The 23,068-nt window shown below is 61.6% G+C and carries 23 protein-coding genes; 17 read left to right on the top strand and 6 right to left on the bottom strand.

Annotated elements, in window-relative coordinates; translation table 11 throughout:
* Positions 1–8: 8 nt before the first annotated feature.
* Complete coding sequence (locus EKK97_RS21480) at positions 9–1,208, top strand: alpha/beta fold hydrolase (RefSeq protein WP_159555064.1); 1,200 nt, start codon at positions 9–11, stop codon at positions 1,206–1,208.
* Positions 1,209–1,295: 87 nt separating this feature from the next.
* On the opposite strand, the gene EKK97_RS21475 is transcribed toward EKK97_RS21480, so the two are convergent.
* Complete coding sequence (locus EKK97_RS21475) at positions 1,296–2,297, bottom strand: Abi family protein (protein ID WP_086508610.1); 1,002 nt, start codon at positions 2,295–2,297, stop codon at positions 1,296–1,298.
* Between the two features lie 476 nt (positions 2,298–2,773).
* Here EKK97_RS21475 and EKK97_RS21470 point away from each other — a divergent pair, with 476 nt between their 5' ends.
* The 8 genes from EKK97_RS21470 (at position 2,774) to EKK97_RS21435 (ending at position 9,977) form a co-directional block, all read left to right on the top strand.
* The gene (locus EKK97_RS21470; protein WP_159555062.1) at positions 2,774–3,967 is read left to right on the top strand and encodes an MFS transporter; all 1,194 of its coding nucleotides are present in this window, start codon (positions 2,774–2,776) and stop codon (positions 3,965–3,967) included.
* A 9-nt stretch (positions 3,968–3,976) separates the two neighbouring features.
* On the top strand, positions 3,977–4,912 hold the full coding sequence (gene pcaQ, locus EKK97_RS21465; RefSeq protein ID WP_159555060.1) for a pca operon transcription factor PcaQ: 936 nt from the start codon (positions 3,977–3,979) through the stop codon (positions 4,910–4,912).
* Positions 4,913–5,044: 132 nt separating this feature from the next.
* Positions 5,045–5,785, top strand: coding sequence for a protocatechuate 3,4-dioxygenase subunit beta (pcaH, locus tag EKK97_RS21460; protein ID WP_159555058.1), 741 nt, complete (start codon positions 5,045–5,047; stop codon positions 5,783–5,785).
* A 31-nt stretch (positions 5,786–5,816) separates the two neighbouring features.
* A complete protein-coding gene (gene pcaG / locus EKK97_RS21455; RefSeq protein ID WP_159555056.1) occupies positions 5,817–6,449 on the top strand; it encodes a protocatechuate 3,4-dioxygenase subunit alpha in 633 nt (210 codons plus the stop codon).
* A 189-nt stretch (positions 6,450–6,638) separates the two neighbouring features.
* Positions 6,639–6,797, top strand: a complete 159-nt coding sequence (locus EKK97_RS21450; protein WP_158409647.1) for a hypothetical protein — start codon at positions 6,639–6,641, stop codon at positions 6,795–6,797.
* 165 nt (positions 6,798–6,962) lie between these two features.
* The gene (locus EKK97_RS21445) at positions 6,963–7,589 is read left to right on the top strand and encodes a glutathione S-transferase family protein (RefSeq protein WP_159555054.1); all 627 of its coding nucleotides are present in this window, start codon (positions 6,963–6,965) and stop codon (positions 7,587–7,589) included.
* Between the two features lie 192 nt (positions 7,590–7,781).
* Positions 7,782–8,474 (top strand): DUF8168 domain-containing protein, encoded by a 693-nt coding sequence (locus EKK97_RS21440; protein ID WP_201296962.1) that lies wholly within the window; start codon positions 7,782–7,784, stop codon positions 8,472–8,474.
* A gap of 321 nt (positions 8,475–8,795) precedes the next feature.
* Positions 8,796–9,977, top strand: a complete 1,182-nt coding sequence (locus tag EKK97_RS21435; protein WP_159555052.1) for an epoxide hydrolase family protein — start codon at positions 8,796–8,798, stop codon at positions 9,975–9,977.
* Positions 9,978–10,176: 199 nt separating this feature from the next.
* On the opposite strand, the gene EKK97_RS21430 is transcribed toward EKK97_RS21435, so the two are convergent.
* Positions 10,177–11,085: a LysR family transcriptional regulator gene (locus EKK97_RS21430; protein WP_234287131.1), complete on the bottom strand. Its 909-nt coding sequence runs from the start codon at positions 11,083–11,085 to the stop codon at positions 10,177–10,179.
* A gap of 92 nt (positions 11,086–11,177) precedes the next feature.
* Here EKK97_RS21430 and EKK97_RS21425 point away from each other — a divergent pair, with 92 nt between their 5' ends.
* On the top strand, positions 11,178–12,065 hold the full coding sequence (locus EKK97_RS21425; protein ID WP_234287130.1) for an NmrA family NAD(P)-binding protein: 888 nt from the start codon (positions 11,178–11,180) through the stop codon (positions 12,063–12,065).
* A gap of 188 nt (positions 12,066–12,253) precedes the next feature.
* On the top strand, positions 12,254–13,705 hold the full coding sequence (locus EKK97_RS21420) for an aldehyde dehydrogenase (RefSeq protein ID WP_159555050.1): 1,452 nt from the start codon (positions 12,254–12,256) through the stop codon (positions 13,703–13,705).
* A gap of 236 nt (positions 13,706–13,941) precedes the next feature.
* Here the strand turns inward: EKK97_RS21420 and EKK97_RS21415 are convergent, their stop codons facing one another.
* Positions 13,942–14,400: a MarR family winged helix-turn-helix transcriptional regulator gene (locus EKK97_RS21415; protein ID WP_159555048.1), complete on the bottom strand. Its 459-nt coding sequence runs from the start codon at positions 14,398–14,400 to the stop codon at positions 13,942–13,944.
* A gap of 337 nt (positions 14,401–14,737) precedes the next feature.
* Here EKK97_RS21415 and EKK97_RS21410 point away from each other — a divergent pair, with 337 nt between their 5' ends.
* From EKK97_RS21410 to EKK97_RS21400, 4 genes are read left to right on the top strand one after another with little or no spacing between them, the layout of a single operon-like run.
* The gene (locus EKK97_RS21410) at positions 14,738–16,213 is read left to right on the top strand and encodes a feruloyl-CoA synthase (protein WP_236551315.1); all 1,476 of its coding nucleotides are present in this window, start codon (positions 14,738–14,740) and stop codon (positions 16,211–16,213) included.
* Positions 16,105–16,572 (top strand): hypothetical protein, encoded by a 468-nt coding sequence (locus tag EKK97_RS25155; RefSeq protein ID WP_236551314.1) that lies wholly within the window; start codon positions 16,105–16,107, stop codon positions 16,570–16,572. The genes EKK97_RS21410 and EKK97_RS25155 overlap by 109 nt, the downstream gene beginning before the upstream one ends.
* A 17-nt stretch (positions 16,573–16,589) precedes the next feature.
* Entirely contained in the window at positions 16,590–17,408 is an 819-nt protein-coding gene (locus EKK97_RS21405) for a LuxR family transcriptional regulator (RefSeq protein ID WP_159555046.1), read from the top strand.
* A complete protein-coding gene (locus EKK97_RS21400; protein ID WP_159555044.1) occupies positions 17,375–17,623 on the top strand; it encodes a response regulator transcription factor in 249 nt (82 codons plus the stop codon). Before EKK97_RS21405 ends, EKK97_RS21400 begins: the two co-directional genes overlap by 34 nt.
* Positions 17,624–17,663: 40 nt before the next feature.
* Here the strand turns inward: EKK97_RS21400 and EKK97_RS21395 are convergent, their stop codons facing one another.
* Together EKK97_RS21395 and EKK97_RS21390 are read right to left on the bottom strand one after the other, a co-directional pair.
* The gene (locus tag EKK97_RS21395; RefSeq protein WP_159555042.1) at positions 17,664–18,392 is read right to left on the bottom strand and encodes a TorF family putative porin; all 729 of its coding nucleotides are present in this window, start codon (positions 18,390–18,392) and stop codon (positions 17,664–17,666) included.
* A gap of 139 nt (positions 18,393–18,531) precedes the next feature.
* Complete coding sequence (locus EKK97_RS21390) at positions 18,532–19,761, bottom strand: serine hydrolase domain-containing protein (protein WP_159555040.1); 1,230 nt, start codon at positions 19,759–19,761, stop codon at positions 18,532–18,534.
* 385 nt (positions 19,762–20,146) lie between these two features.
* Between EKK97_RS21390 and EKK97_RS21385 the strand changes: the two genes are divergently transcribed.
* Positions 20,147–20,512 (top strand): cupin domain-containing protein, encoded by a 366-nt coding sequence (locus EKK97_RS21385; RefSeq protein WP_159555038.1) that lies wholly within the window; start codon positions 20,147–20,149, stop codon positions 20,510–20,512.
* Positions 20,513–20,521: 9 nt separating this feature from the next.
* Here the strand turns inward: EKK97_RS21385 and EKK97_RS21380 are convergent, their stop codons facing one another.
* Positions 20,522–21,346 (bottom strand): LysR family transcriptional regulator, encoded by an 825-nt coding sequence (locus tag EKK97_RS21380; protein ID WP_159555036.1) that lies wholly within the window; start codon positions 21,344–21,346, stop codon positions 20,522–20,524.
* 502 nt (positions 21,347–21,848) lie between these two features.
* Between EKK97_RS21380 and EKK97_RS21375 the strand changes: the two genes are divergently transcribed.
* Complete coding sequence (locus tag EKK97_RS21375) at positions 21,849–23,063, top strand: CaiB/BaiF CoA transferase family protein (RefSeq protein WP_159555034.1); 1,215 nt, start codon at positions 21,849–21,851, stop codon at positions 23,061–23,063.
* Positions 23,064–23,068 lie beyond the last annotated feature (5 nt).

Below are 23,068 nucleotides of genomic sequence, written 5' to 3'. Positions count from 1 at the left end.
GAGTGTTCATGGCATTTATCGAGATCGACGGCCGCAGCGTCGCCTATCGCCTGCTCGGCCCCGAGGCGCTGCCGCTGGTGGTGCTGGCGCATCCGCTGGGCATGAGCCAGGCGGTGTGGGACGAGCTGCTGCCGGCGCTGCTGCCACGCTACCGCGTGCTGACCTGGGACCTGCCCGGCCACGGGGCCAGCCAGGCCTGGCCGGCCGAGGGCGGCGAGATCACCCCGGCGACGCTGGCTCGCGAGGCGCTGGCGCTGGCCGAGCATGCCGGTGCCTCTCGCTTCCACTTCGTTGGCACCTCCATCGGCGGCGTGGTCGGTCAGCAGCTGATCAGTGAGCACACCGAGCGGCTCTACTCCGTCACCCTGACCAACACCGGCGCGGTGATCGGCAACCAGGAGCTGTGGACCACCCGAGCCGGGCGCATTCGTCAGGAAGGTCTGGCGGCCTTGGCCGAGGAGATCGTGCCGCGCTGGTTCGCGCCGGCCTGCTTCGAGGCCGAACCGGCACTCCAGGCCGGCTGGTGCATCCAGATGGGCCGCGGCGACGACGAATCCTACGCCCGCCTGTGCGAGATGCTCGGCCGCACCGACTTCCGCGGCAAGCTGAAAGGGCCGCTCGCCGAGCATCCGGGCATCGGCGTGCACCTGCTCGGCGGTAGCGCCGACGTGGCCACCCCGCCGGAGACCCTGCAGGCCCTGGCCGCCGAGTGTGGCGGCGCGCCGCTGGAGATTCTCGAAGGCATTGCCCACGTGCCCTCGGTGGAGGCGCCCGCCGCCATGGCCAAGCGGCTGCTGCTGTGGATGGCCGGCGAGCGTGAGGACGTCGGCGAGCGCGGCGTGAGCTATGCCGAAGGGCTCGAGACCCGCAAGCAGGTGCTCGGCGAGGAGCACGTCGCCCGCGCCAGCCGGAACGCCAACAGCCTCGACGCCCCCTTCCAGCAGATGATCACCCGGCTGGCCTGGGGCGAGCTGTGGAGCAACGACGACCTCACCCGCCGCGAGCGCAGCCTGATCACCACCGGCATCCTCGCCGCCCTGGGCCGCGAGGAGCTCACGCTACACCTCAAGACCGCCAAGCGCATCGGCCTCTCCGAAGCGGAGCTGCGCCAGGTACTGATGCACGTGGCGATCTACGCCGGGGTACCGGCGGCGAACCATGCGTTTGCGTTGGCCAAGGAGCTGGGCTGGGGCGAGGAGCTGGGCTGACTTGGGGCAGAGGCAGGAAGTCGTACACGGCCTCTTGTCCGTTTCTCAAGGCTATCTGTCTCACTGGCTGGGAGTTCGATTATCAGTTCAGGGGGTCTTTGCTGCCTTGAGGGCTTCCAACCTTTCCTGCCAGTCGTCCGGGAAGCCCATGGGCTTGCGGGGAATGTCGGGGTATTCCGCCAGCAGGGCCTGGAGGCGACCGGGCCAGCGGGTGTCCGGGCTGATCTGGGTGGTGAGGTGCGTCAGCATCATCAGGACGGTGAAGAGGCGGCGAGGGACGCCCCTTCCCGCCTGAGGAGCCGGAAAGGCGAGGTGTTTCGGCCAACTGGGCGGAATGGAGAGCTCGCGGTTCCATAGCCGGAAATGATGCGCACAGACATTCCGGATGAAGGTCAGGGTATGCAGCCAGCTTGCGAGCACATGGTGTGGGAGGGCGAAACGCCGTGCGATGGCCTTTCGATCACGATACTCGTCAAGCCCATCGAATAGATGGGATAGTGTGCCGAGGCTCAGCTCTTCCACCATTGCCCAAGAAGGCAAGTGCGCAGGCTGGTCGTAGGTGAGCGCGTAATAGCGTGGGTAATTGTCGCGCTTGCGGCTCTCTTGTCGTGCCCGTTTGATTTCCTCGGGTACCTTCGCCCTCTCGATGCGTTCTATCTCTTTGTGATACTGACGGGTTTCCTTGGCGAGCTTGTCGTTCAGCTCAGTGAGCAACCGTGCATGATCGAAGTGGGCCTTGAAGCACGCGGGCGTCAAGTACCAATGCGTACCGTATGTGCAGGCCATATGGTTGCTGATGCCCGTCCGTACGGCGATCTCGACCTTTTCGATGGCGACCATCACTAGCTGACGAAGGTCGCTGTCGAAACGGTAGACCTGCATGATGTCCGATAACCGAGCGTTCGGTTTGAACCGGTGCTCCGGGTCATCGGGATACTGGAAGGGCCGCATATAAGGGCTGAGCCTGAATGAAGTCGTGACTTCAAGCAGCCGAAGAGCGCGTTCACGGTCATTGATGAGCAAGCCACGCTCGATCAGCAGGTCGAGCTGCTCTCTTGCCGTCAGAGCGGGCTTGGCGAAGCGGATCATCGTGCCACCTCCGGAACGAGGTGACTGGAGCCTTGCATAAGCGCAATAAAAAACCCGCGCAATTTGAGCGTGAGGACCGGAGTCCACATAGGCTTGGCGGGTGTATTGAGGCCAATTCTAGGCGTACCGATATCGGGATGCAAGGTTCCTACGACTGCAATCGCTAGGTATCTTGCCAAGCGGCGGCTAATCGTCGCGAGCGTCGTGGCGCCCATCTTCACGCTCCTTGTGACAGGCACGGGGTCACCAGTGATGATGGTGTGCCCCGTGAAGTAATGTTGCTTGCTGTTATAGCGCTTTAGCAAAAGCTTATCGTAACGAAGGGTTATCAGGCTATTTGTCAATAGCCCTTTGAGTTAGCTTTTCTAGGATTTTTATTAGAGTGCTAATAAGCTGTGCCCCATGGCATGATCCGAACCGGCCTTTGGCCGGTTTCGGCTTTATGGGCAGGGCATTCGCGACCAGGAGAGCAGGGCATGACTCAGGACACCACCACACCGCTGCCGAACGAGTTGCGTCAGGCCCTGCTGGCCTACGGCCTGCTGTGGTGCCTGGGGCTCTACCTGCGCCTTACGGTGCTGGTGGTGCCGCCGTTGATTCCCCAGCTCAAGGCGGTGCTGGGCTTTACCAGCAGCGAGGTGGCGATCGCCACCAGCCTGCCGCTGGTCACCCTGGCCTTCGGCGCCCTGCTGGCCGGCTGGCTACTGGCGCGGGTCGGTACGCTGCCCAGCATGCTGCTGGGGCTCGCCGTCATGGCGCTGGGCAGTGCGCTGCGTAGCCTGCCCGAGGGCTTTATTGCCTTCATGCTGGCGACCGTACTGATGGGGGTGGGCATCGCCTTCATGCAGACGGCGATGCCGGTACTCGCCAAGCTGTGGGCGCCCGGTCGCATCGGCCGCGCCTCGGCGGTGTACACCAACGGCCTGCTGGTGGGCGAGCTGCTGGCGGCGGGCGCCACCGGCCCCCTGGCCGCGGCCTGGCTCGGCGCCCACTGGCAGTGGGCCTTCACCCTGTGGGTGGCGCCCGTACCGCTGCTGATGCTGGCGCTGATCGTCGGCTGCCGGCAGCTTCCGGCCATGGCGAACGGCTCCCGCGCCGCCAGCCTGACCCTGCCCAACGTTCGCGACGGCCGCACGTGGCGCCTGGTGGCCCTGCTCGGCGCGGCGGCGGCGCTCTACTTCACCGGCAACGTCTTCCTGCCGCCGCTGCTCGAGGTGAGTGCGCGCCTCGACCTGCTGGCGTCCAGCCTCACGGCGCTCAACGGCGCCCAGATGCTCTCCTCGGCGCTGCTGATCTTCTACGCCGACCGGCTGATGGGGTGGCCCCGGCCGCTGATCGGCATCACCGCCCTGGCGCTGCTGGCCCTGCCGCTGATGCTGTGGCTGCCGGGCGGCCACGTGGTATGGGCGGCGGGCGTGTTCGGCTTCTTCACCAGTGCGCTGTTCATCTTCGTGCTGGCGCTGCCGGCCTGGCTGGTTCGCCTCGAGGCGCTGCCGCGGCTGATGGCCGGCATGCTGTTCTTCGGGTACCTTCTGGTATTCGGCATCACCGTGGTTGGCGGCTGGCTCAACGATCTCTCGGGAACCGTGGCGCTGGCCTTCCTGCCGACCCTGCTGATCAGCCTGGTCGCCATGGCCGTCACCCCGCGGCTGCTCGCCTCACGCCAGTAGGACAACCCCATGCTCAACGCCCGTATCAAGCTGCGCCATCTGCAGGCCTTCCTCGAGGTGGCCCGCCAGCGCAGCTTCGCCCGGGCCGCCGAGCGGCTGGCGATCACCCAGCCGGGTATCTCCAAGACCATTCGTGAACTCGAGGAGAGCCTCGGTGCTTCGCTGTTCGAACGCACGCCCCAGGGCGTGGCGCTGACCCAGGCGGGCCTGACCCTGCTGCGTCATGCCGGGCCGGCCATGCGCGCGCTGGAAGAGGGCGTGGCAGCGGTCGGCGACGTGCACCTGGGCGCTCACGACCTGCGCGTGGGGGCGCTCTCCACGGTGGAGAGCCGGCTGCTGCCAGAGGCCATCCGCCGTTGGCACGCCGCACCCGGCGGGCAGAACGCGGTGGGCGTCAATGTGGTGGCCGGCGCCAGCGCCTTCCTGCTCTCGCGCCTGCGCCGCGGCGAACTGGACCTCGTGGTGGGGCGCATGACCGAGGCCCGCGAGATCCGCGACCTAGCCTTCGAGCACCTCTACTATGAGCCGCTGCTGCTGTGCGTGCGCCGCGGCCACCCACTGGCCGGCATCGTGCCGCTCGAAGCCGCCCGGCTGGGCGAATTCCCCTGGGTGCTGCCGCCCCTGCAGACCACCCTGCGCCAGCAGGTCGACAGCTTCTGCGTGCGCCACTCGCTGACACTGCTGAGCCAGCGTCTGGAGACGCTCTCGCTGCCCATCAGCCGCCACTACACCTTGGAGAGCGACGCCATCTGGGTCGTGCCCGAAGAGGCCGTGGCCGAAGACCTGGCGGCGGGGCGGCTGTGTCGCCTCGGCATCGAGCTGGAGCCCCGCGGCGGCTCCGTGGGGTTGTGCTACAACGCCAGCATGCAGCCCTCGCTGGCGCTGGAGGCCTTCTGCGAAGTGCTGCGCGAAGTGAGCGCGGAGCGTGGCGCCGGGAGTAGCTGAAAGCAGCCGCTATAATTGCGGTGCAGCATAACCCAATGGTTATGAGGGGGGCCCGAGTCGTCAATTGGCGGGCCTTTGGCGAGAGGTCACACTGGGCGAGACAAGACCACTCTCCCCAAGAGACGACACGCCATGCAAGATCACAACAAGCGCTTCGTGGAGCGCGACCGTAACTGGCACCCCCCGGCCTACGCCCCCGGCTACAAGACCAGCGTGCCCCGCTCGCCGCAGCAGGCCCTGGCCAGCATGCAGCAAGCCACCGCTTCCGAACTCACCGGCCCCGACTTCCGCCACCTGCGCATGGGCCCCCACGACAACGACCTGCTGCTCAACTTCCGCGAAGACCCCGCGCTGGCGGGTGCGGCCGGCCTGCCGGTGGGCGAGCGCATCATCATGTTCGGCCGCGTGATCGACCAGTTCGGCAAGCCGGTGCCGCACACCCTGGTCGAGATGTGGCAGGCCAACGCCGGCGGGCGCTACCGCCACAGGAACGACCGCTACCTCGCCCCGCTCGACCCCGGCTTCGGCGGCGTGGGCCGTACCCTCACCGACGAGCAGGGCTGGTATCGCTTCCGCACCATCAAGCCCGGCCCGTACCCCTGGCCCAACGACCCCAACAGCTGGCGCCCCTCGCACATCCACGTCTCGGTGATGGGCCCCTCGATCTCCACCCGCCTGATCACCCAGATGTACTTCGAGGGCGATCCGCTGATTCCGCTGTGCCCCATCGTCCACACCATCAAGGACCCGGCCGCGGTCGAGACCATGATCGGGCGCCTCGACATGGCCCGCAGCAAGCCCATGGACTGCCTCGCCTACCGCTTCGACCTGGTGGTACGCGGCGAGCTGCAGACCTATTTCGAAAATCAGTAAGCGGGTTCGAGAATCAGTGAGGGGAAATCACATGAAACAGCCAAACAGCGTTCCCACCAGCGAACTGATGCTGCGCGAGACCGCCTCCCAGACCGCCGGGCCCTACGTGCACATCGGCCTGGCCCTGGCCGCCGCGGGCAACCCGACCCGCGACGAAGAGATCTGGAACGAGATGGCCAAGCCCGGTGCCGAGGGCGAGCTGATCGAAGTCGTCGGCACCGTGATCGATGGCAACGGCGATCTGGTGCGCGACGCCTTCCTCGAGGCCTGGCAGGCCGACGCCAACGGCGTCTACCAGCCAGAGTTCGACCTCAAAAAGCCGTTCAACAGCTTCGGGCGCACCGCCACCACCTTCGACCACGGCAGCGAATGGTCGCTGAAGACCGTCAAGCCCGGCCCGGTGGCCCACCCCAGCGGCCAGCTCATGGCGCCGCACATCAACCTGGCGATCTTCGCCCGCGGCATCAACATCCAGCTGCAGACCCGCCTCTACTTCGAGGACGAAGCCGAGGCCAACGCCGCCTGCCCGGTGCTCTCGCGCATCGAATCGCCGACCCGCCGTCAGACCCTCATCGCCAAGCGCGAAGAGGCCGACGGCAAGGTGCGCTATCGCCTCGACATCAAGCTGCAGGGCGAAGGCGAGACGGTGTTCTTCGATTTCTGATTCTCCATCACCGCAGAGAATCTGGCCGAAGAGGGCCGCAAGACACCGAGAGCCGGCGCACGTGCCGGCTCTCGTTTTTTGGCTATTGGCATGACGCAGGTCATGCGACTAAAGGCGAATGAATTAGACCAAAGTCTAAATTTCGGGTACTCTGTTAGCATCCTCATGAAGTAACCGAGATACCCAGCCATGACCACCCAGACGCTTTCCCATACCGCAGTCGCCACCCAAACCAGCGCTCCCCTGATCAAGCGCATCGGCTCTGCCGCGTACCGTTTGCTCGAGCGGATGAGCGAGGCTGCCTACCGTCAGCATGCGCCCCGTCTGCGCAACAACTACTACCTCTAACGGGTAGTGCCTGGCCGAGTCGGCCCGGTAATCAGATACGACGAGAAGAGCCAGCGCCTTGCGCTGGCTCTTCTCGTTATGGAGTGTCGATAGCGCGCGACCCCGTTCGATGAGTTCCGGAAACAGGCGAAACGGCAGATGCCTGCCAATCGATGGAGCCGGAACATGATGAAACTCTACGGAACGCCGCCGACCCGCGTGCTGCGCGTCATCTGGTTGCTCAACGAGCTGGGCCTGGAGTATGAACAGGTCCCGGTGGATCTCATGCAAGGAGAGCACCTCCAGCCAGACTTTCTCGGGCTCAACCCCGCCGCCAAGGTGCCGGTGCTGGTCGACGGCAACCAGGTCATCACCGAATCGGCCGCGATACAGCTCTACCTGGCCGAGAAATATCCACAGGCGGGTTTCATCCCCAGCGCTGTGGAAGAACGCGCCCAGATGTACCGCTGGATTTTCTTCCTGATGACCGAGATCGAGCCACCGCTGTGGCGCATTGCTCGCCATACCTTCATCTACCCGGAAGAGAAGCGCCTGCCCCAGGACGTCGATCAGGCCAGGGAGGAGTGCAGGGAAATGCTGACGGTGCTTGAGCGCCATATGCAGGAGCGCGAGTATCTCGTCGGCGACCGGCTCAGCGTCGCCGACTTCAATGCCGCCTATACGCTGGACTGGGCCAACGAAGAGAACTTGCTCGATGCCGCCCCGCGGCTGAGGGAGTACCTCAAGACGATGTACGCCCGCCCCACGGCACCGCCCACTATCGCCGTAGCGTTCGCGGCGATGGAGAGCTAGGCCTGTCCCAGCGAGGCCATAGAGCGGTTGTCAGCACCGCGAGCCAGCCATTGCGCTGGCTCTCGTCTTTTGGCTTTTCGTTGATCTGGCCTTCTGGCACTAGGCTGGACTGATGTATAGGCTGAAAGGTAGAAGTTATGGCGGCTCGTCCTGAGAGTTGATGAATAGCTTTTTTAGGCAGAGTAAATGTAAATGGAAGAATATCTTTTTAGCGGCGTTGTACTGCCGGAGCGTGCGCAGCTGTCGATGGAGTTTTCACTTGGGTTCTCGCACATTGGCTCAGGTGTTAGTGGGGTGGCAAATGTAAGCATTGTCCTTAATCAAGTTGTGGTGTGGATAGATAGCTGTCATGATTGGAATGTGTTTGATCTGCGTAATGTTGTCAAGACAATAGTTCAAAACCGACTTGCGATGATTAGCTATTTTAAGGGGTATGCATACGAATTCGAAATAATTCGAGTTTTAAATAAGGGGCGAGGTATTGACTATGTGTTTGGTATTGAAATACCTTGCTTAGAAGAAAGAGGACGAGAGATAGATCTGCAAGAAAGCTTGTTTAATCTCCATGACAAGACCGTAGGACCTAACGGTGTGTTTTTGCACCGTTGCTTGGGGGATCTCGTTTCCGCCATGAAGCATGCTGACGACACTGGGTTTTATTGCTATCGTGCTATTGAGTCGTTGCGACATCACTGTGCAGCCACACATGGCTTGTCAACAGCCAAAAAGCCTAGACAGTGGGAAAAATTTCGTGAGATTGCAGGGTGTAGTGAAGAGACGCTGCGCGAGATAAAAAGAGCTGCTGATCCGCTACGTCATGGCGGAGTGGTCGGGGGAGTTCCGAAGATCGTGAAAAATTATTCATCTGTACTTGGGATGTCGTAGATGGATACCTAAAAGAAATCTGATGAGATTTTATAGAGTCCCTGTTATGAAGAAACGAAGCGAATCGGGAATGTGTGGCGCCACGACGGGTGCGGGTATCCCGATTTTGCTACGCTTGCAGAGCGACAGCAGGCGAAACGACTGATGGCCTTCCATAACCCAGACCCAAAAATGCGTGACATCGAGCGGCGTAATGCCCGGTTGCGTGCTAAGTTCTTTGCCAAACTCTTTGACGGGGCCAGGCGTGGATTTCGCAAGGCCATGTCATGCCTTCGGCTCCGTCACCGTCGGCGCCAACATCGAGGCTGAAGGGACAAACTCATGAATCGCCTAAACAGGGATGTTCAAGCATACGAAGCCCGTGCAACCGATGCCGACCTCGACGACCTGCGCGCGCGACTGGCCGCGGCGCGGCTACCGGAGGCCGAGACGCTCCAGCACGCCGCGCCTGACCCACGCCGCTGGGATCAGGGCGTGCCTCTCGCCGATCTCGTCGATCTCGTGAACTACTGGCGCACCGAGTATGACTGGCGTTCGTTCGAGGCGCGCCTTGACCGTATCGGCCAATTCCGCACGGTAATCGAGGGTCTCGGCATTCACTTCCTGCACCGCCGATCTGCGCGCGCCGATGCCACACCCCTGATCCTGACGCACGGCTGGCCGGGCAGCATTGCCGAGTTCATCGATATCGTCGACGAGCTAGCAGATCCGAAGGAGCCGGGCGCGCCGGCATTTCACGTCGTGGTCCCGTCGCTGCCGGGCTTTGGCTACAGCGACAAGCCGACCACTACCGGTTGGGGCGCCGGAAAGATCGCGGCCGCCTGGGTGGAGCTGATGGAAAAGCTCGGCTACGACAAGTTCGTCGCCCACGGCGGCGACTGGGGTGGGGTCATCACCACGGTCCTCGGCGGCAGGTTCCCGGCTCAGGTTCTCGGCATCCACTCGACGTTGGCTCAGGCACCGCCTGGATTGACCATGGATGGGCTGACGGTGGAAGAGCGAAAATGGGCTGAGGATACTCGCGACTTCTGGCTCTATCGCGCGGCGTACGCGAAGCAGCAGGCGACTCGGCCGCAGACCATCGGCTACTCGCTCGTCGACTCGCCCGTCGGGCTTATGGCCTGGATCCTCGACAAGTTCGCCGAGTGGACGGATACCGAAGACAGCCCGTTCGAGACGATTTCCCGAGACAGAATTCTCGATGACGTCACCCTGTACTGGCTGACGCGGACCGGCGCCTCGGCAGCCCGCATCTACTACGAAAGCCACGGCGGGGTTAACACGCTCGACCCCGAACTGCGGGTCGATGTTCCCTCTGCCATCACGATATACCCTCGCGACATCGAGAAGTGCCCGCGCCCCTGGGCAGAGCAGCGTTACCGGCAGATCGTCCGGTGGAGGACGGCTGAACGCGGAGGGCATTTTCCGTCGCTGGAGGTGCCCGAATCTTTCGTCAAAGACCTGCAGGAAGGCCTCGCGGCCGTGTTGGCTGCTCATCGGTGAATGCGGCTGGATCGCGAAAGCCGTGAAGAGGCCGCCCCGAGAGGGCCGGCAACCTGACACGACGAGAAGAGCCGGCCAATGAGCTGGCCGCTCGGCTCGGCCCGACACGCACAGAGCCGAGGCAGGAGGCCTTGACTCTAAATAAGGCGGGTTAAGCGCCTGAGTTATCGGCGAATAATGGGTGTGAATAGAATGTTGTTCACCATCCACGGACGATTTCTATGATCTGGTTGCGAAGCCATATATGAGCAGGGTCATAATGCTTCCTTTCATGCCAGATAATAGATGGCGCGAATGGCTGTATTTTTATAGGCGCTTCAAGTATTTCAATAGGAGCTAATCTGGAAATTCGATGGGCCAATTTTCGTGGAATGGATAGGATTAAATCACTTTCGGCCACAATCATGGGAGCAACCAAGAAGTGAGGGGTCCGTACTGCGATTCTTCGAGTGAGCCCGTGTTGCGCCAACGCTTCATCCACGGCACTCCTGCCCTGGCCGGTGATGATCACCGAAAGATGCGATAACAAGACAAAATTATCGAGCGTCAGTTGTTCGTCGAGTATCGGATGGCCTTGGCGCACCACACAGACAAAATCTTCATCATAGAGTCGTCTGCTGTAAAACCTTGCAGGCAGCCCCTCGAAAGAGCCAACCGCCAGATCAGCGCTACCCTGAGCAATCAAGTCGACGTTGTCGCCCGCTGGGGCCGGCATGACCAGATCAATCCCGGGTGCCAACGAGGAAAGCTTGGCGACTAGCTCAGGCATCAATAAGAGGGCTAAATGATCCGCTGTGGCAACAGTAAATCGACCGGATGCCGTGCCAGGGTGAAATTCCGAAGGTGCGACGATTGCGCGTGCATCATCAAGCAACTTGGTCACCGATGCCGACAATGCGAGCGCTCGTGGAGTTAACTCCCATCCATTGGGTGTTCGCACCAGAATTCGGTCGTTCAACAATCGGCGCAAGCGTCCTAGACTTCGGCTTGCGGCAGGCTGGCTAAGCCCTAACCGAGCCCCCGCGCCTGTGACGCTGCCTTCTTTCAGCAAGGCGTCAAACAGCTTGAGGAGATTGAGGTCGACCTCGCCCATATCCGTTTTTTGCATGCCCGGTATAACCTGTATGCATTTTTCGTATGATGGCGGATTGTATAGTATTCCTCACAACGAATCCATCAAGGTTGACTAGGAGGGGAATGATGAGCACTGCCGAGTTGTTTGTTGTAACAGGCGCTACAGGCCGCACGGGATCTGCTGCGGCAAGAACACTGCTAGATGCCGGAAAACGTGTGCGGGTTGTCGTGCGAGATAAGTCGAAGGGGGATGTGTGGACGGCTCTCGGAGCTGAAGTCGCTGTGGCTGATTTCTTAGACCACGCTGCCTTATGCGAGGCCTTTTCTGGCGCGGCCGGTGCGTACATCGTCAGCCCCCCGCAGTATTCGTCAGAGAATCTGTTTTCACAGGCTGAATCGATGGCTTACACCATTGTGGGGGCGGCAAAGGTGGCGAAGTTGCCCAAGCTGGTTGCCCTCTCGTCAATCGGTGCTGAGCAGCCCGGGGGAACTGGCTGGATTGCCATGAATCGCATGCTTGAGGGGGGCTTGAGCGATGCAGGATTGCCTGTGACATTTCTTCGCGCAGCGTACTTTATGGAAAACTGGGGGGCGCTCGTTAAAATGGCCATACATCAGCGTCGTTTACCCAGCTTTCTTTCCCCTTTGGATAAAAAATTTCCGATGGTCGCAACAGAAGATATTGGTCGCATAGCGGCAGAAACTCTCTGTGAAGACTGGGAAGGTGTGAGAGCTATTGACCTGGAAGGTCCCGCCAGGTATTCCCCGAATGATATCGCGGAGCACTTGTCTTTGAAACTCGGGAAGGAGGTACAGCCTGTCTCAATACCGGAATCAGACTGGGCGCGATCGATAGCAGGCCAAGGCTTTTCATCCGCAGCCATCTCCGGATTCATTGAAATGACTCAGGGGATTAACTCTGGCCATATAGCCTTCCATGAAAGATTGGACGCTGAGCGTCGTCTGGGGAGCATAGCGCTTGATACAGTTGTTGATGCACTGGCTGCTGGGTGAGCATTTACATGCTATCCCGGTCTGTAACGCTCCTGGCGTCACGCTGTGGCGACGGTCTGACACACGACCAAAGTCCAAGCCCGATACGTGAAAAGTCCAAGTAATCCCGCTGATATTGCCTTATGCAGCCGTTAGCTTCGAGGAAAATGAGAAGCGGGCAATGCCATAACAATGCAACGGAGTGACCCATGACGACCCTCGAACTGCTGATCGACGGCCGGGCCAAGGCTGCGTCCCAGGGGCGCACCTTCGAACGCGCCAATCCCTTTACGGGCCAGGCCACCACCACGGCGGCGGCGGCCTCGGTGGAGGATGCCAAGGCGGCAGCGGATGCCGCGGGCCGCGCCTTCGCGACCTGGTCGCAAACGGGCCCTGGCGAGCGGCGCGGCAAGCTGCTCAAGGCGGCGGATCTGATGGAAGCGCGCCAGGCCGAGTTCATCGAGCGCATGGTGGACGAGACCGGCGCCACACCGGCCTGGGCGGGCTTCAACGTGATGGTGGCCGCCGGCATGCTGCGCGAGGCGGCGTCGCTGACCACTCAGATCCAGGGCGACGTGATCCCCTCCAACGTGCCCGACAACCTGGCCATGGGCATTCGCGTGCCCTGTGGCGTGGTGGTGGGTATCGCGCCGTGGAACGCACCGATCATCCTCGGCACCCGCGCCGTGGCCACGCCGCTGGCGTGCGGCAATACGGTGATCCTCAAGGCCTCGGAGCAGTGCCCGGCGACCCACCACCTGATCGGTGAGGTGCTGGTGGAGGCGGGGCTCGGTGACGGCGTGGTCAATGTGATCACCAATGCGCCGGCCGACGCTCCGCAGGTGGTAGAGGCGCTGATCGGGCATTCCGAGGTGGCGCGCATCAACTTCACCGGCTCCACCGGGGTGGGGCGGATCATCGCCGAGAAGGCGGCGCATTATCTCAAGCCGGTGCTGTTGGAGCTGGGCGGCAAGGCGCCGCTGCTGGTGCTGGACGATGCCGACCTGGATGCCGCGGTGGACGCAGCGATCTTCGGCGCCTTCTTCAACCAGGGGCAGATCTGCATGTCCACCGAGCGGCTGATCGTCGATGCCTCGGTGGCCGACGCCTTCGTCGACAAGCTGGCCGCGCGTGCCGCGGCGCTCAAGGCCGGCGACCCGCGCGGCGAGGGCAATGCCCTGGGCACCCTGATCAACGCCGAGTCGGGGCAGAAGCTCAACGCGCTGCTCGACGATGCCGAGAGCCATGGTGCGCGCCTGGCCGCAGGTGGCCGGGCCGATGGGGTGATCATGCCGGCCACGGTGGTGGATGGCGTGACCCCGGCAATGCGCCTCTACAGCGAGGAGTCGTTCGGGCCGGTGGTGGCGGTGATCCGCGTCGAGGGCGAGGAGGAGGCCATCCGTATCGCCAACGACAGCGAGTACGGTCTCTCGGCGGCGGTGTTCAGCCGCGACACGGCGCGGGCGATCAAGGTTGCCGGGCGCATCCAGTCGGGCATCTGCCATATCAATGCGCCGACGGTGCACGACGAGCCGCAGATGCCCTTCGGCGGCATCAAGGCCAGCGGCTACGGGCGCTTCGGCGGCAAGGCGGGTATCGAGGAGTTCACCGAGCTGCGCTGGATCACGATTCAGCTGGGGCCCCGGCACTATCCCATCTAGGCTCGCCCGAAAACTGGCTGCGCTCGGCCATACGGCGTTAAAAATCGGCTCAAAGTACTCATTTACAGCACGTAAACTCGTGTGCGAGCCCAGTCCGTCTTCACGCCGATTTTTGCCTTGCGACCCACATGGATGTGGGAAGTGCGTTGGCCCGTAGGGAACGGGCCTAGCCCTGGCCTTCGCTCGCCGAGTTTTCAGACAGAGCCTTGTGTCTCTCCGGGCGCTTGCAGTGGGCATCAGCCTCCCTTGCGGGCAGCGATGATACGGTCGAGAAGGTCGAGCAGCCACTCGCGCTCGCCTTCCTTCATGAAGCTGTCGAAGCTGTCTTCGCCCGCGGAGACCTTGCGGTTGAGCCGCTCGGTGAATTCCTTGCCCTTGTCGGTGAGGTAGAGGGCATAGGAGCGCCGATCGTTCTTCGACTTGCGCCGTTCCACCACCTCCATGCTCTCCAGCTTGTCGATGGCCGCCACCATGGCGGAACGGTCCACGTCCAGGGCGGTGGAGACCGCCGACTGCGTCAGCCCGGGGTTGTGATAGATGATGGCGAGGATGCTGAACAGACCGGGCGTGATGCCCTCCTGGGCGCAAGCCTCGAAGAACACGTCGAAGTAGACGAGTTGCGCCCGGCGTAGCTTGTAGCCGAGGCGGGACTGCAGCATGGAGTAGTCGATACCGTTCTGGTCGTCGTTGCTCATAGGTTGGTCGGCCCTGAGGTTGGGTGAGCCACGAGGCGGCAAGCAGCAAACAGCCTATCGGATACCGGACGGCGAGGCCTGTCACGGTCTCCAACTTTAGTCGTGTCTCGGCCGTGAGAATCGTCACGGCGACACGGCGTTATGAGCGTATCTTTTTGATGCTGAATGCTTATTCCGCCTTTCTTCGGTTCCCCAAGAATAATGTTATGGTGGCAAAATGTTTGACATGCCAACAGTTTAAAAAAATACTGGACTCCATGTTACCAAGGCTCCCATGCCGAGGGTAGCGAGATGCCCCTTTCGATCCTGACAACGATCACAAACAGCAGGAGCGCCCATGTCTTCCTCCTTTCGCGATGTCCGTCTGGGCACTGCCACTGCCAAGCTGATCCTGCGCGATGATGGAACCCGACTTCTCACTGTCGAGGAACCCCTCGGCGACTACCCCGATACGCTGCTCGAGTGCCTGGAGCGCTGGGCCGACGAGACGCCGGAGCGTACCTTCGTGGCGCGGCGCGACGGTGCCGGCGAGTGGCAGCGCCTGAGCTATGCCGAGACCCTGGCGCGGGTACGCCGCCTGGCGCAAGGACTGCTGAACCACGGCCTGAGCGTCGAGCGGCCCTTGGCCATCCTCAGCGGTAATTCCATCGAGCACCTGCTGCTGTCGCTGGCGGCGATGTATGTGGGTATTCCCTTCGCCCCCGTCTCGCCGGCCTATTCGCTGGTCAGCCGCGACTACGGCAAGCTTCGCCATATCGTCGAGCTGCTGACGCCGGGCCTGCTGATGGTCGACAAGGCGAAGGACTTCGCTCCCGCCCTGGCGGCGGTGCAGCCGGCCGACTGCGACTGTGTGGCGGTAGAGGCCGAAGGCTTCCCCTTGGGCACCTTCGACGAACTGCTGGATACTCCCGTGACTGCGGCGGTGGAGGAGGCCCGTGCGGCCGTCGGCCCCGACACCATCGTCAAGTTCCTGTTCACCTCAGGCTCCACCGGCATGCCCAAGGGCGTCGTCAATACTCACCGCATGCTCTGCGCCAACCAGGAGATGCTGGCCTCGCTGATGCCCTTCATGCGCGACGAGCCACCGGTGCTGGTCGACTGGCTGCCGTGGAACCACACCTTCGGCGGCAACCACAACGTCGGCATCGTGCTCTACAACGGCGGCAGCCTCTATATCGACGACGGCCGCCCGGTGCCGGGCGAGTTCGAGAAGACCATCGCCAACCTGCGCGAGATCGCCCCCACGGTCTACTTCAACGTGCCCAAGGGTTTCGAGATTCTGGTGGACTACCTGAAGCGCGAGGATGCCCTGCGCGAGACCTTCTTCTCCCGGCTCAACCTGATGTTCTTCGCCGCGGCGGGGCTCTCCCAGCACATCTGGGACGAACTCGACCGCCTGGCCATCCAGACCCTGGGCTGCAAGGTGGGCATGCTGACCGGCCTGGGCGCCACCGAGACCGCCCCCTCGGCGATGTTCGCCTCGCTGGAGGAGTCCCGTTCCGGCGTGGTGGGCCTGCCGGCGCGCGGGGTGACGATCAAGCTGGTGCCCAACGGCGGCAAGCTGGAGTGCCGGGTGAAAGGGCCCAGCGTGATGCCGGGCTACTGGCGCCAGCCCGAGGTCACCGCCAGGAGCTTCGACGAGGAAGGCTTCTACTGCCTGGGCGATGCGGTCAAGTTCATCGACCCGGACGACCCCAGCGCGGCATGCGCTTCGACGGGCGCATCTCCGAGGACTTCAAGCTGGATACCGGCACCTGGGTCAGCGTCGGGCCGCTGCGGGCGCGCATCATCGAAGCCGGTGCCCCTTATGTGAAGGACGTGGTGATCGCCGGGCTCGACCGGCCCTATGTGGCGGTCATGGTGTTCCCGGACCTGGAGAAGTGCCGTGAGCTGGCGGGGCTGGGCAGCGAAATCGATGCCGCCACGGTGCTGGCCAGCGAGCCGGTGCACGAGCGCTTCCTGCAGATGCTGCGGGACCTGGACGCCCACAGCACCGGCAGCTCCACCCGGGTGCGGCGCCTGGTGCTGCTCGACGAGCCGCCGCGCCTGGATGCCCACGAGATCACCGACAAGGGCTCGATCAACCAGCGGACCGTGCTGGAGAACCGGGCCGCCATCGTCGAGGCGCTTTATCGCGAGCCACCGCCGCAGGGCGTGTTGCGGCTCGATTGAATCTGCAGAGTAACGGCATGAGCGATACCCATATGAACAATAACAACAGCAAGGCATGTGGTTCCGCGGTCGATGCGAGGGTGCTGCAGCGCTTCAGCCACGAAGTGCTTGGCCTGGCCGAGATACCCAGATGCCCGGCATCGAGAAGCTGGCTACACGAAGCCGTTCAAGGCTTCGCTAATGTCGTGAGCTTCGATACGGCGTGGTGGGGGCAGGTGTATGTGTCCGCACAGGACGCGCCAGCGAAGAACCTGATGCATGGCAGCCTGGGTCTGAGCCCTTCGTTCGCCGAGGAGTGGAACGACATCTCCACCCTCGACCGATTCGCGAACGCTTCGATCTCTCGGTTGGGCCAGGCCGTCAGGGAGTGTCAGGGCGACTGCCCGGAGGAGGCGAAAACGGCGGTGGGAGCGTTCTGCGAACGGCATGACATCTACCATAGCATGGCCGTGACGCTGGATTTCCCTCCCAGCGGGATGCTGTTTTTCGTGTCGATCAACCGAGGCAAGTCCCGATTCGGCTTCGACGATGTCGATGCTCTGCTGATGGAGGAGTTCGTCCGGCACCTGGCTCGCTGTTGGAAAGCCTATTTGATGGCGGTTCGTTCCGATGGCATGTCGAACGACTGGGACGACTATGCGCTCTCGAGCAGGAAGGGGGAGCTGCTCTACATCGGCAGGGAAGTGGGAGCGGCCCTCAACGAGGAGTATGCCGGCTGGCAGGGCTCCCGCCTGCCGGACAATCTTTCCGACATGCTGGGGCATGCGCCCTGCACCTTGTCGCCGGAAGCCGGAGGGGAATCGTGGTGCAGCCCTGCGGTGAGCTGGTCTCCCTGACGATGTGCTCCCGCCGACGCGCTTCCCTGCTCGCTCCGCGGGAGCTCAGTGCCGCGAGGCTCTACTCCCAGGGCAGCTCCTACAAGGAGGTGGCCCGTACGCTGGGCGTCACTCCCGCCACGGCCAGGACCTACCTTCGCAATGCCTATGTTCGACTGGGGGTCAGCAACAAGGTGGAGCTGATCTCGGCGCTTCGTCATCCCGGCGGCGAGTGAGCCAAGCGCTGCCTTCCCCCAGCCTAACCTTCCCCTACGGTTAGAAAAGCTTGGAGATGGATCCCACCAGCGTCGCCGAGCAGACGTTACTGGCGCCGAAGGCGGAGGCGCACTCGGATCTGGAAAGGTCGGTGTCGATGTAGGCCAGGCGCCAGTCCAGTCCCCACTGGCGCTTGCCGATACCGATTTCCCAATCGTAATAAGTGCTGCGCCTGGAGCCGTCATCGTCGACATAAATATCGCGGCTTTGATCCGTCAGGCCGTAGCGGAAGCCCAGCGTCGTCTCGTGAGGGAGGCTGTGTTCATACTCCAGCCAGGCGATGGTGCGCTTGGCATCGGGCTTCATGTCGTCGCTGTACTTGACGCCAAGGGTGACGCCGTAAGCGCTGAGTGTCGCGATCCACTCGCCGAAGTTGAACTGGTTGTCCCGAGGGTATTCGAACTCGATCCGAGTGAAGGAGCCCAGCAAGTTCTCCGTGATGGGGCGGGTAATGCCGAGGTAATAGGCAAATTCCCGGTTGGCATCCGTGCCGAAATCGATATTGGAGGTGAAGATGCCGGCATGACCTCCGCTCTTGCTGTGGACCAGGGTGGCATCGAGCCACAGGGCGGAGTCGTTGCTCGTCATCGAGACCCCGCCGGCACGATAGTCGCTGAGGGCCTTGATATCGAGATAGAGGGAGAAATCGTCGTTGATTTCCCAGGCATGCGCAGAGAAGGAGGCGGCGCAAAAAACGCCGGTAGCCAGCCAGGCCGATGTCTTGTTCATGTCTTTCTACCTTGTTGTTGAAATTATCGGGTCGTGACAGGTCGATAGCTTGTGGAGTACTGAGGAGGCTTGAGCCCACAGGGGGGCGAAAAGCCTCCCAGGGTAGAAGGCCTCCCGAATGCGTGGTGCTTCGCTGCAACTAAGGGGTGAGGTGTGAAATCTTCTCGAGGAAGGCCAGGGTGTCGTCTTCCCAGCCTTCGGCATCGGGCGTGTGGCTGAGTTTGACGATGACCGTTTGGCTCTGCGGGTCGATGTAGACGAACTGGTTGTAGATGCCGATGGCCGAGTAGGCGTCACGGTCAGGGAAGGTCCACCACTGGTACTGATAACCGATGGGGGCGTCTTCCGAGATGCGCTCGTAGCCGGGATCGGAAACGGTGGCGCTTTCCACCCAATCTCTGGATAGCACCTGGACGCCGTTGGCTTCGCCCATGTCGAGCATCATGAGGCCGAAGCGCCCGAGGTCTCGCAGCGTGGCGTTGAAGCCGGCGCCGTAGAACTCGTTCCCGACGGGCTCCGGGCCGTCCATGATCCAGTAGGCGTCGAACTCCATGCCGGCGGGCTGCCAGAGCTTCTCCGTCATGTAGTTGGCCACCGTCGTATTGACGGCACCCTCCAGCACACAGCCGAGCACGCTGGTATCGAGGGTGGAGTAGTTGAACCTTTCGCCGGGCTCGTATTGGCGCTCGGAGGATGAGGCCGCGTAGTCGCACCAGCGGTAGCGGTAAGCGACCAGGGCGTTGTCGTGCACCTCGGTGAGCTGGGTGCTGCCCCCGAATTCATATATCTCTTCCCAGGCCACCCCGGAGCGCATGCGCAACACGTCGACAATGCTGACATCCTCGTAGCCGCTGCCAGCCAGGGCCGGCACATAGTCGGCCACCTTGTCGTCGAGGCTGGCGATGCTGCCATCCTCGACGGCAAAGCCGATCAGGGTAGCGAGGATCGACTTGGAGACTGAGAAGACGGCGTGCGGGGTCGCCTCGTCGAGACCATTGCGATAGCGCTCGTAGGCGATCTTTCCATCCTTGAGAACGAGCAGGCCATTGGTTCTCGTCCCTTCCAGAAACGCCTCGAGGGAAACTTGCTCGCCCTCCAGCGTGAAGGTCCCGTCGATCTCCATCGGCCTTTCTTCCAGGCCCCATGGGGCGGGCGGGGCCTCCACGGCTCGCGTGGAGAACATCTTGTCCAAGGACTGGAACGTCAGGTGGTTGAGGGCGGGATGGAACATGTTGGCCCGGGAGTTGACCAGCGTTTTCGTTGTCCACTCGCTGTCGGGCGCTTGCGAGGGGGATGCCAGGGCAACGGTCGAATAGAGTGCGGCCAGTGCAGCAAGGGCGATGACGTTGTTCTTGTAGGCGCTATGCATGGGTCGTCCTTTCTTGGGTGGAGGGGGACGAGGGTCATGCTAGGGAAGGGGAAGTCGAAAAAAACCTCTGCAGATGCAGGGGGAGTCGCCCAAAGGGATGCCGAGTGGCTCAACCAAGTCTTTGAAGCAGGGTGGGTTTTCCAGCTTTTGAGAGAAAGAGTGGAGCGGGCTGCCGATGCTCACCGCGCCCTCGGCGAGCATTATCTCGGGAAGCTGGTCTTGATACCGGGGTGATGATGGGCAATGCCTCAACTGTCATGTACGGAATGGCGCATAACTGTCTCTGTTGTGTTTCGCCTCGTTGGGCTAGCGTAGCTATATCGCGGCCGATAGCGGGGCGAGCCAATTCGGCGACGCGAATGGCATCCGACGAGAGGAGGGGAAGATGGACTACAAGGCGATCGATATCCGACAGAAGCTTGGCCTGCTCAACGAGCAGTGGTCACCCAGGGTAATTGCCGAGATGAACGACTACCAGTTCAAGGTGGTCAAGCTCGAGGGCGATTTCATCTGGCACGATCATCCCGAGACGGATGAGGTATTCTTGGTGATGAAGGGCAACCTGCGCATCGATTTCCGCGATGGGGCGGTCAATCTGGCCGCCGGTGAGATGTTCGTGGTCCCGAAGGGCGTCGAGCACAAGCCTTTCGCCGAGCAGGAAGCGGAGGTGATGCTGATCGAGCCGCGCGGGATTCTGAATACGGGGCAGGTCGGGGGCGAGCGGACCGCCGAGAACGACGTCTGGATCTGATGCCGCATTTCAGTCAATTTTATTCCGCATGAATTTGTAGATCCGATCAATCGTCTTCCGAACCTCCGGTAGGTTGCGGTCATCCTGATGGATGACCAGCCATTGCTCGTGCCTCAACTCGTCGATCGGAGGGTGAACGCGGCGTAAACGATCCTGCGCATCCCCGATAAAGGTAGGCAACAGCGCAATACCAACGCCTGTGAGGGCAAGGTCAAGAGCGGCGCGAGGCTGGCTGGTTTCACAAACGATGTCTTCTTCACTGATTTCACGGTCCACCCAGCGCGCCGATGGTGTGTCCACAAGCACTTTGATCCAGCGTTCCGGAGCTTCGGCCGCCATGTAGGGAGCAAACTCGACAGGTTTGAGCTTCCGCGCTACCAGAGTCTTCTCCGTGGGTCGCTGGTTCCGAAAACCGATCACCGCCTCCCGGTGCCGTATACTGAGTACTTTCTCGCTGGTAATGAAACAGGGCTTGATGTCAGGCGGCTGGCCCGTGATCAAGTGCAACCGTTCCATCAAAAAAAGAGCCGTCCAGCTGCCGGCGGATATCTTCACGGTTGGCTTAATCTTCGCGCGTGGCTGGGTCAGTCTTTCAATACGAGCCTCTACCTCCTCAAGCCCTCGCAGCAGGGTTTGGCCGTCATCCGTCAGGGAATAGCCCAGCCTGCCTCGTACAAACAATTGGCGACCCAGGCTTCGTTCCAAGGAGAGCATGCGGCGACTGAGGGTAGGAGCGCTCGTGCCGACCCGACGGGCTGCTGCGGACAAGCCCTGCTCACGCGCGACAGTTATGAATAGAGCCAGAGATTCCCAGTCAACATGCTTTTTATCCATGAAAAGGCCTTTTCATTTTTACACTCTAGTCTTGTGGGTGGTGGTTAATATAGTTTCCGGTAAGTGAGTTTTAAGACTTCTTGATGGTTCCTGGGTGGTGCCGAATTTATCACTCGTAGAGTAGTTTTAGGAATAAGAGAGTTGATGATGCAGCTTATTGTTCCCCTATGTCCAGATGCTAGTGGTCGGACCCTTGTGGTCGGCTTTCAAATGATTGATTACACAGAGAAACCTGCGAGAGCAGCAGGGTTGCAGGAGGATCGGTTCTATGAGGAGCATGGAAACTGGCTAGGCCATCTGATTTATCGCTTTTTTGAGATCTGTACGACCTGATGTCTCGAAAACCTCTGTGAGGTCAGCTCAACCGGGAGGAGCGCTGCCAACATTTTGTTAGCCTTGGCCTGATTTTTCTTCAGTGCACGTCTAGCCCTCGTTCGTATACGTTGCTATTAGCCCCGCAAATCTTGTGGCAGAGAATAACTTTGCAATGTGAAGAGGTGCTATGTCTCCCCCCTTTGAAGGCATTCGTGTCATTGATGCCACCCACGTGCTGGCCGGCCCATTCGCGACGTATCAACTCGCTGTGCTGGGGGCGGATGTCATCAAGGTGGAGTCGCCATCGGACCCTGACCAGGCGCGCCTGCAAGGGTCTGACAGGGAGCTGAACGATATCGGCATGGGTACGGCATTCATGTCCCAGGCCAGCAACAAGAAGGCCGTTGCCATCGACTTCAAGAAGCCCGAAGGGCAACGAATCATGAAGAGGCTGTTGGCAACGGCCGATGTGTTCGTCGAGAACTACCGCCCGGGCGCCCTGGAAAAGCTTGGGTTGGGATATGAAGATCTGGCCGCCATCAATCCGGCGTTGATCTACTGTTCCATCTCTGCCTTTGGCTCCACGGGGCCGCGCCGGGAGCTCACGGCCTACGATAATGTCATTCAAGCCTTCTCGGGCATGATGGCAATGACGGGAGACCGTCAGACGGGACCGCTCAAGAGCGGTGCACCAGTCGTCGACTATGCCACCGGTACGACAGCGGCATTTTCCATTGCCTCGGCGCTTTTTCAGCGCGAGCGGAATGGTGGGAAAGGGCAGTTCATCGATGTGTCGATGCTGGACACGGCCCTGATGCTGACAAGTCCCTATTTGACCGCACTGCTGTGGAACGGAAAAAAGCCGGAGCCAAAGGGCAATACGTTTCCTTTCGCCACGATCGGTTGTTACCACGCCTCCGATGAGCCGTTGATGATTGCTGCGTCCAACCTGACGCAGCAGAAGCGTCTGTGGACGGCGTTGGGGCGGGAGGACATGATCAAGGAGAACAACAACCAGCGCCTCGATAGCCATGAGGAAGAAGCCAAGGTCATTGCTGAAATCATCGGTACCATGACGGCGGACTACTGGGAGACGTTCCTGCAGGAGCGGCGCATTCCGGCGGCGAGGATCAGGCGTCTGGAGGAAACCCTGGCCGACCCTCACGTCGGCGCGAGGGGCATGTTGCACAGCCAGCCCATCGAGGAGAACGATGAGCGTGCGCTGGTCGTGCCGATCTCGGCGTTTACGATGTCTGCGGGTGAGCGGCGTATCACGTCTCCACCGCAAAAGGTCGGCGCCCAGACGGCGGAACTGCTCGCCAGCCTGGGTTATTCAGTGGATGACCTTCACGCCCTGAAAGCCGCTGGGGTCATTGGCGGTGCATTGGATGAGATTCGTTAGGTGAC

This window comes from Billgrantia tianxiuensis (genome assembly GCF_009834345.1).
GTDB lineage: Bacteria > Pseudomonadota > Gammaproteobacteria > Pseudomonadales > Halomonadaceae > Halomonas > Halomonas tianxiuensis.
Note: the sequence above shows the minus strand (reverse complement) of the source record. Positions and strands in the feature narration are given on the sequence as shown.

What these genes read in the sequence shown, in the direction of transcription:
- EKK97_RS21445 (WP_159555054.1), top strand. Translation starts at nt 6,963, where the DNA reads ATGATGAAACTCTACGGAACGCCGCCGACCCGCGTGCTGCGCGTCATC.
- EKK97_RS21415 (WP_159555048.1), bottom strand. Translation starts at nt 14,400, where the DNA reads ATGAGCAACGACGACCAGAACGGTATCGACTACTCCATGCTGCAGTCC.
- EKK97_RS21375 (WP_159555034.1), top strand. Translation starts at nt 21,849, where the DNA reads ATGTCTCCCCCCTTTGAAGGCATTCGTGTCATTGATGCCACCCACGTG.
- EKK97_RS21440 (WP_201296962.1), top strand. Translation starts at nt 7,782, where the DNA reads ATGGAAGAATATCTTTTTAGCGGCGTTGTACTGCCGGAGCGTGCGCAG.
- pcaH (WP_159555058.1), top strand. Translation starts at nt 5,045, where the DNA reads ATGCAAGATCACAACAAGCGCTTCGTGGAGCGCGACCGTAACTGGCAC.
- EKK97_RS21435 (WP_159555052.1), top strand. Translation starts at nt 8,796, where the DNA reads ATGAATCGCCTAAACAGGGATGTTCAAGCATACGAAGCCCGTGCAACC.
- EKK97_RS25155 (WP_236551314.1), top strand. Translation starts at nt 16,105, where the DNA reads ATGCGCTTCGACGGGCGCATCTCCGAGGACTTCAAGCTGGATACCGGC.
- EKK97_RS21475 (WP_086508610.1), bottom strand. Translation starts at nt 2,297, where the DNA reads ATGATCCGCTTCGCCAAGCCCGCTCTGACGGCAAGAGAGCAGCTCGAC.
- EKK97_RS21450 (WP_158409647.1), top strand. Translation starts at nt 6,639, where the DNA reads ATGACCACCCAGACGCTTTCCCATACCGCAGTCGCCACCCAAACCAGC.
- EKK97_RS21390 (WP_159555040.1), bottom strand. Translation starts at nt 19,761, where the DNA reads ATGCATAGCGCCTACAAGAACAACGTCATCGCCCTTGCTGCACTGGCC.
- EKK97_RS21385 (WP_159555038.1), top strand. Translation starts at nt 20,147, where the DNA reads ATGGACTACAAGGCGATCGATATCCGACAGAAGCTTGGCCTGCTCAAC.
- pcaQ (WP_159555060.1), top strand. Translation starts at nt 3,977, where the DNA reads ATGCTCAACGCCCGTATCAAGCTGCGCCATCTGCAGGCCTTCCTCGAG.
- EKK97_RS21395 (WP_159555042.1), bottom strand. Translation starts at nt 18,392, where the DNA reads ATGAACAAGACATCGGCCTGGCTGGCTACCGGCGTTTTTTGCGCCGCC.
- EKK97_RS21430 (WP_234287131.1), bottom strand. Translation starts at nt 11,085, where the DNA reads ATGCAAAAAACGGATATGGGCGAGGTCGACCTCAATCTCCTCAAGCTG.
- pcaG (WP_159555056.1), top strand. Translation starts at nt 5,817, where the DNA reads ATGAAACAGCCAAACAGCGTTCCCACCAGCGAACTGATGCTGCGCGAG.
- EKK97_RS21420 (WP_159555050.1), top strand. Translation starts at nt 12,254, where the DNA reads ATGACGACCCTCGAACTGCTGATCGACGGCCGGGCCAAGGCTGCGTCC.
- EKK97_RS21470 (WP_159555062.1), top strand. Translation starts at nt 2,774, where the DNA reads ATGACTCAGGACACCACCACACCGCTGCCGAACGAGTTGCGTCAGGCC.
- EKK97_RS21425 (WP_234287130.1), top strand. Translation starts at nt 11,178, where the DNA reads ATGAGCACTGCCGAGTTGTTTGTTGTAACAGGCGCTACAGGCCGCACG.
- EKK97_RS21410 (WP_236551315.1), top strand. Translation starts at nt 14,738, where the DNA reads ATGTCTTCCTCCTTTCGCGATGTCCGTCTGGGCACTGCCACTGCCAAG.
- EKK97_RS21480 (WP_159555064.1), top strand. Translation starts at nt 9, where the DNA reads ATGGCATTTATCGAGATCGACGGCCGCAGCGTCGCCTATCGCCTGCTC.
- EKK97_RS21380 (WP_159555036.1), bottom strand. Translation starts at nt 21,346, where the DNA reads ATGGATAAAAAGCATGTTGACTGGGAATCTCTGGCTCTATTCATAACT.
- EKK97_RS21405 (WP_159555046.1), top strand. Translation starts at nt 16,590, where the DNA reads ATGAGCGATACCCATATGAACAATAACAACAGCAAGGCATGTGGTTCC.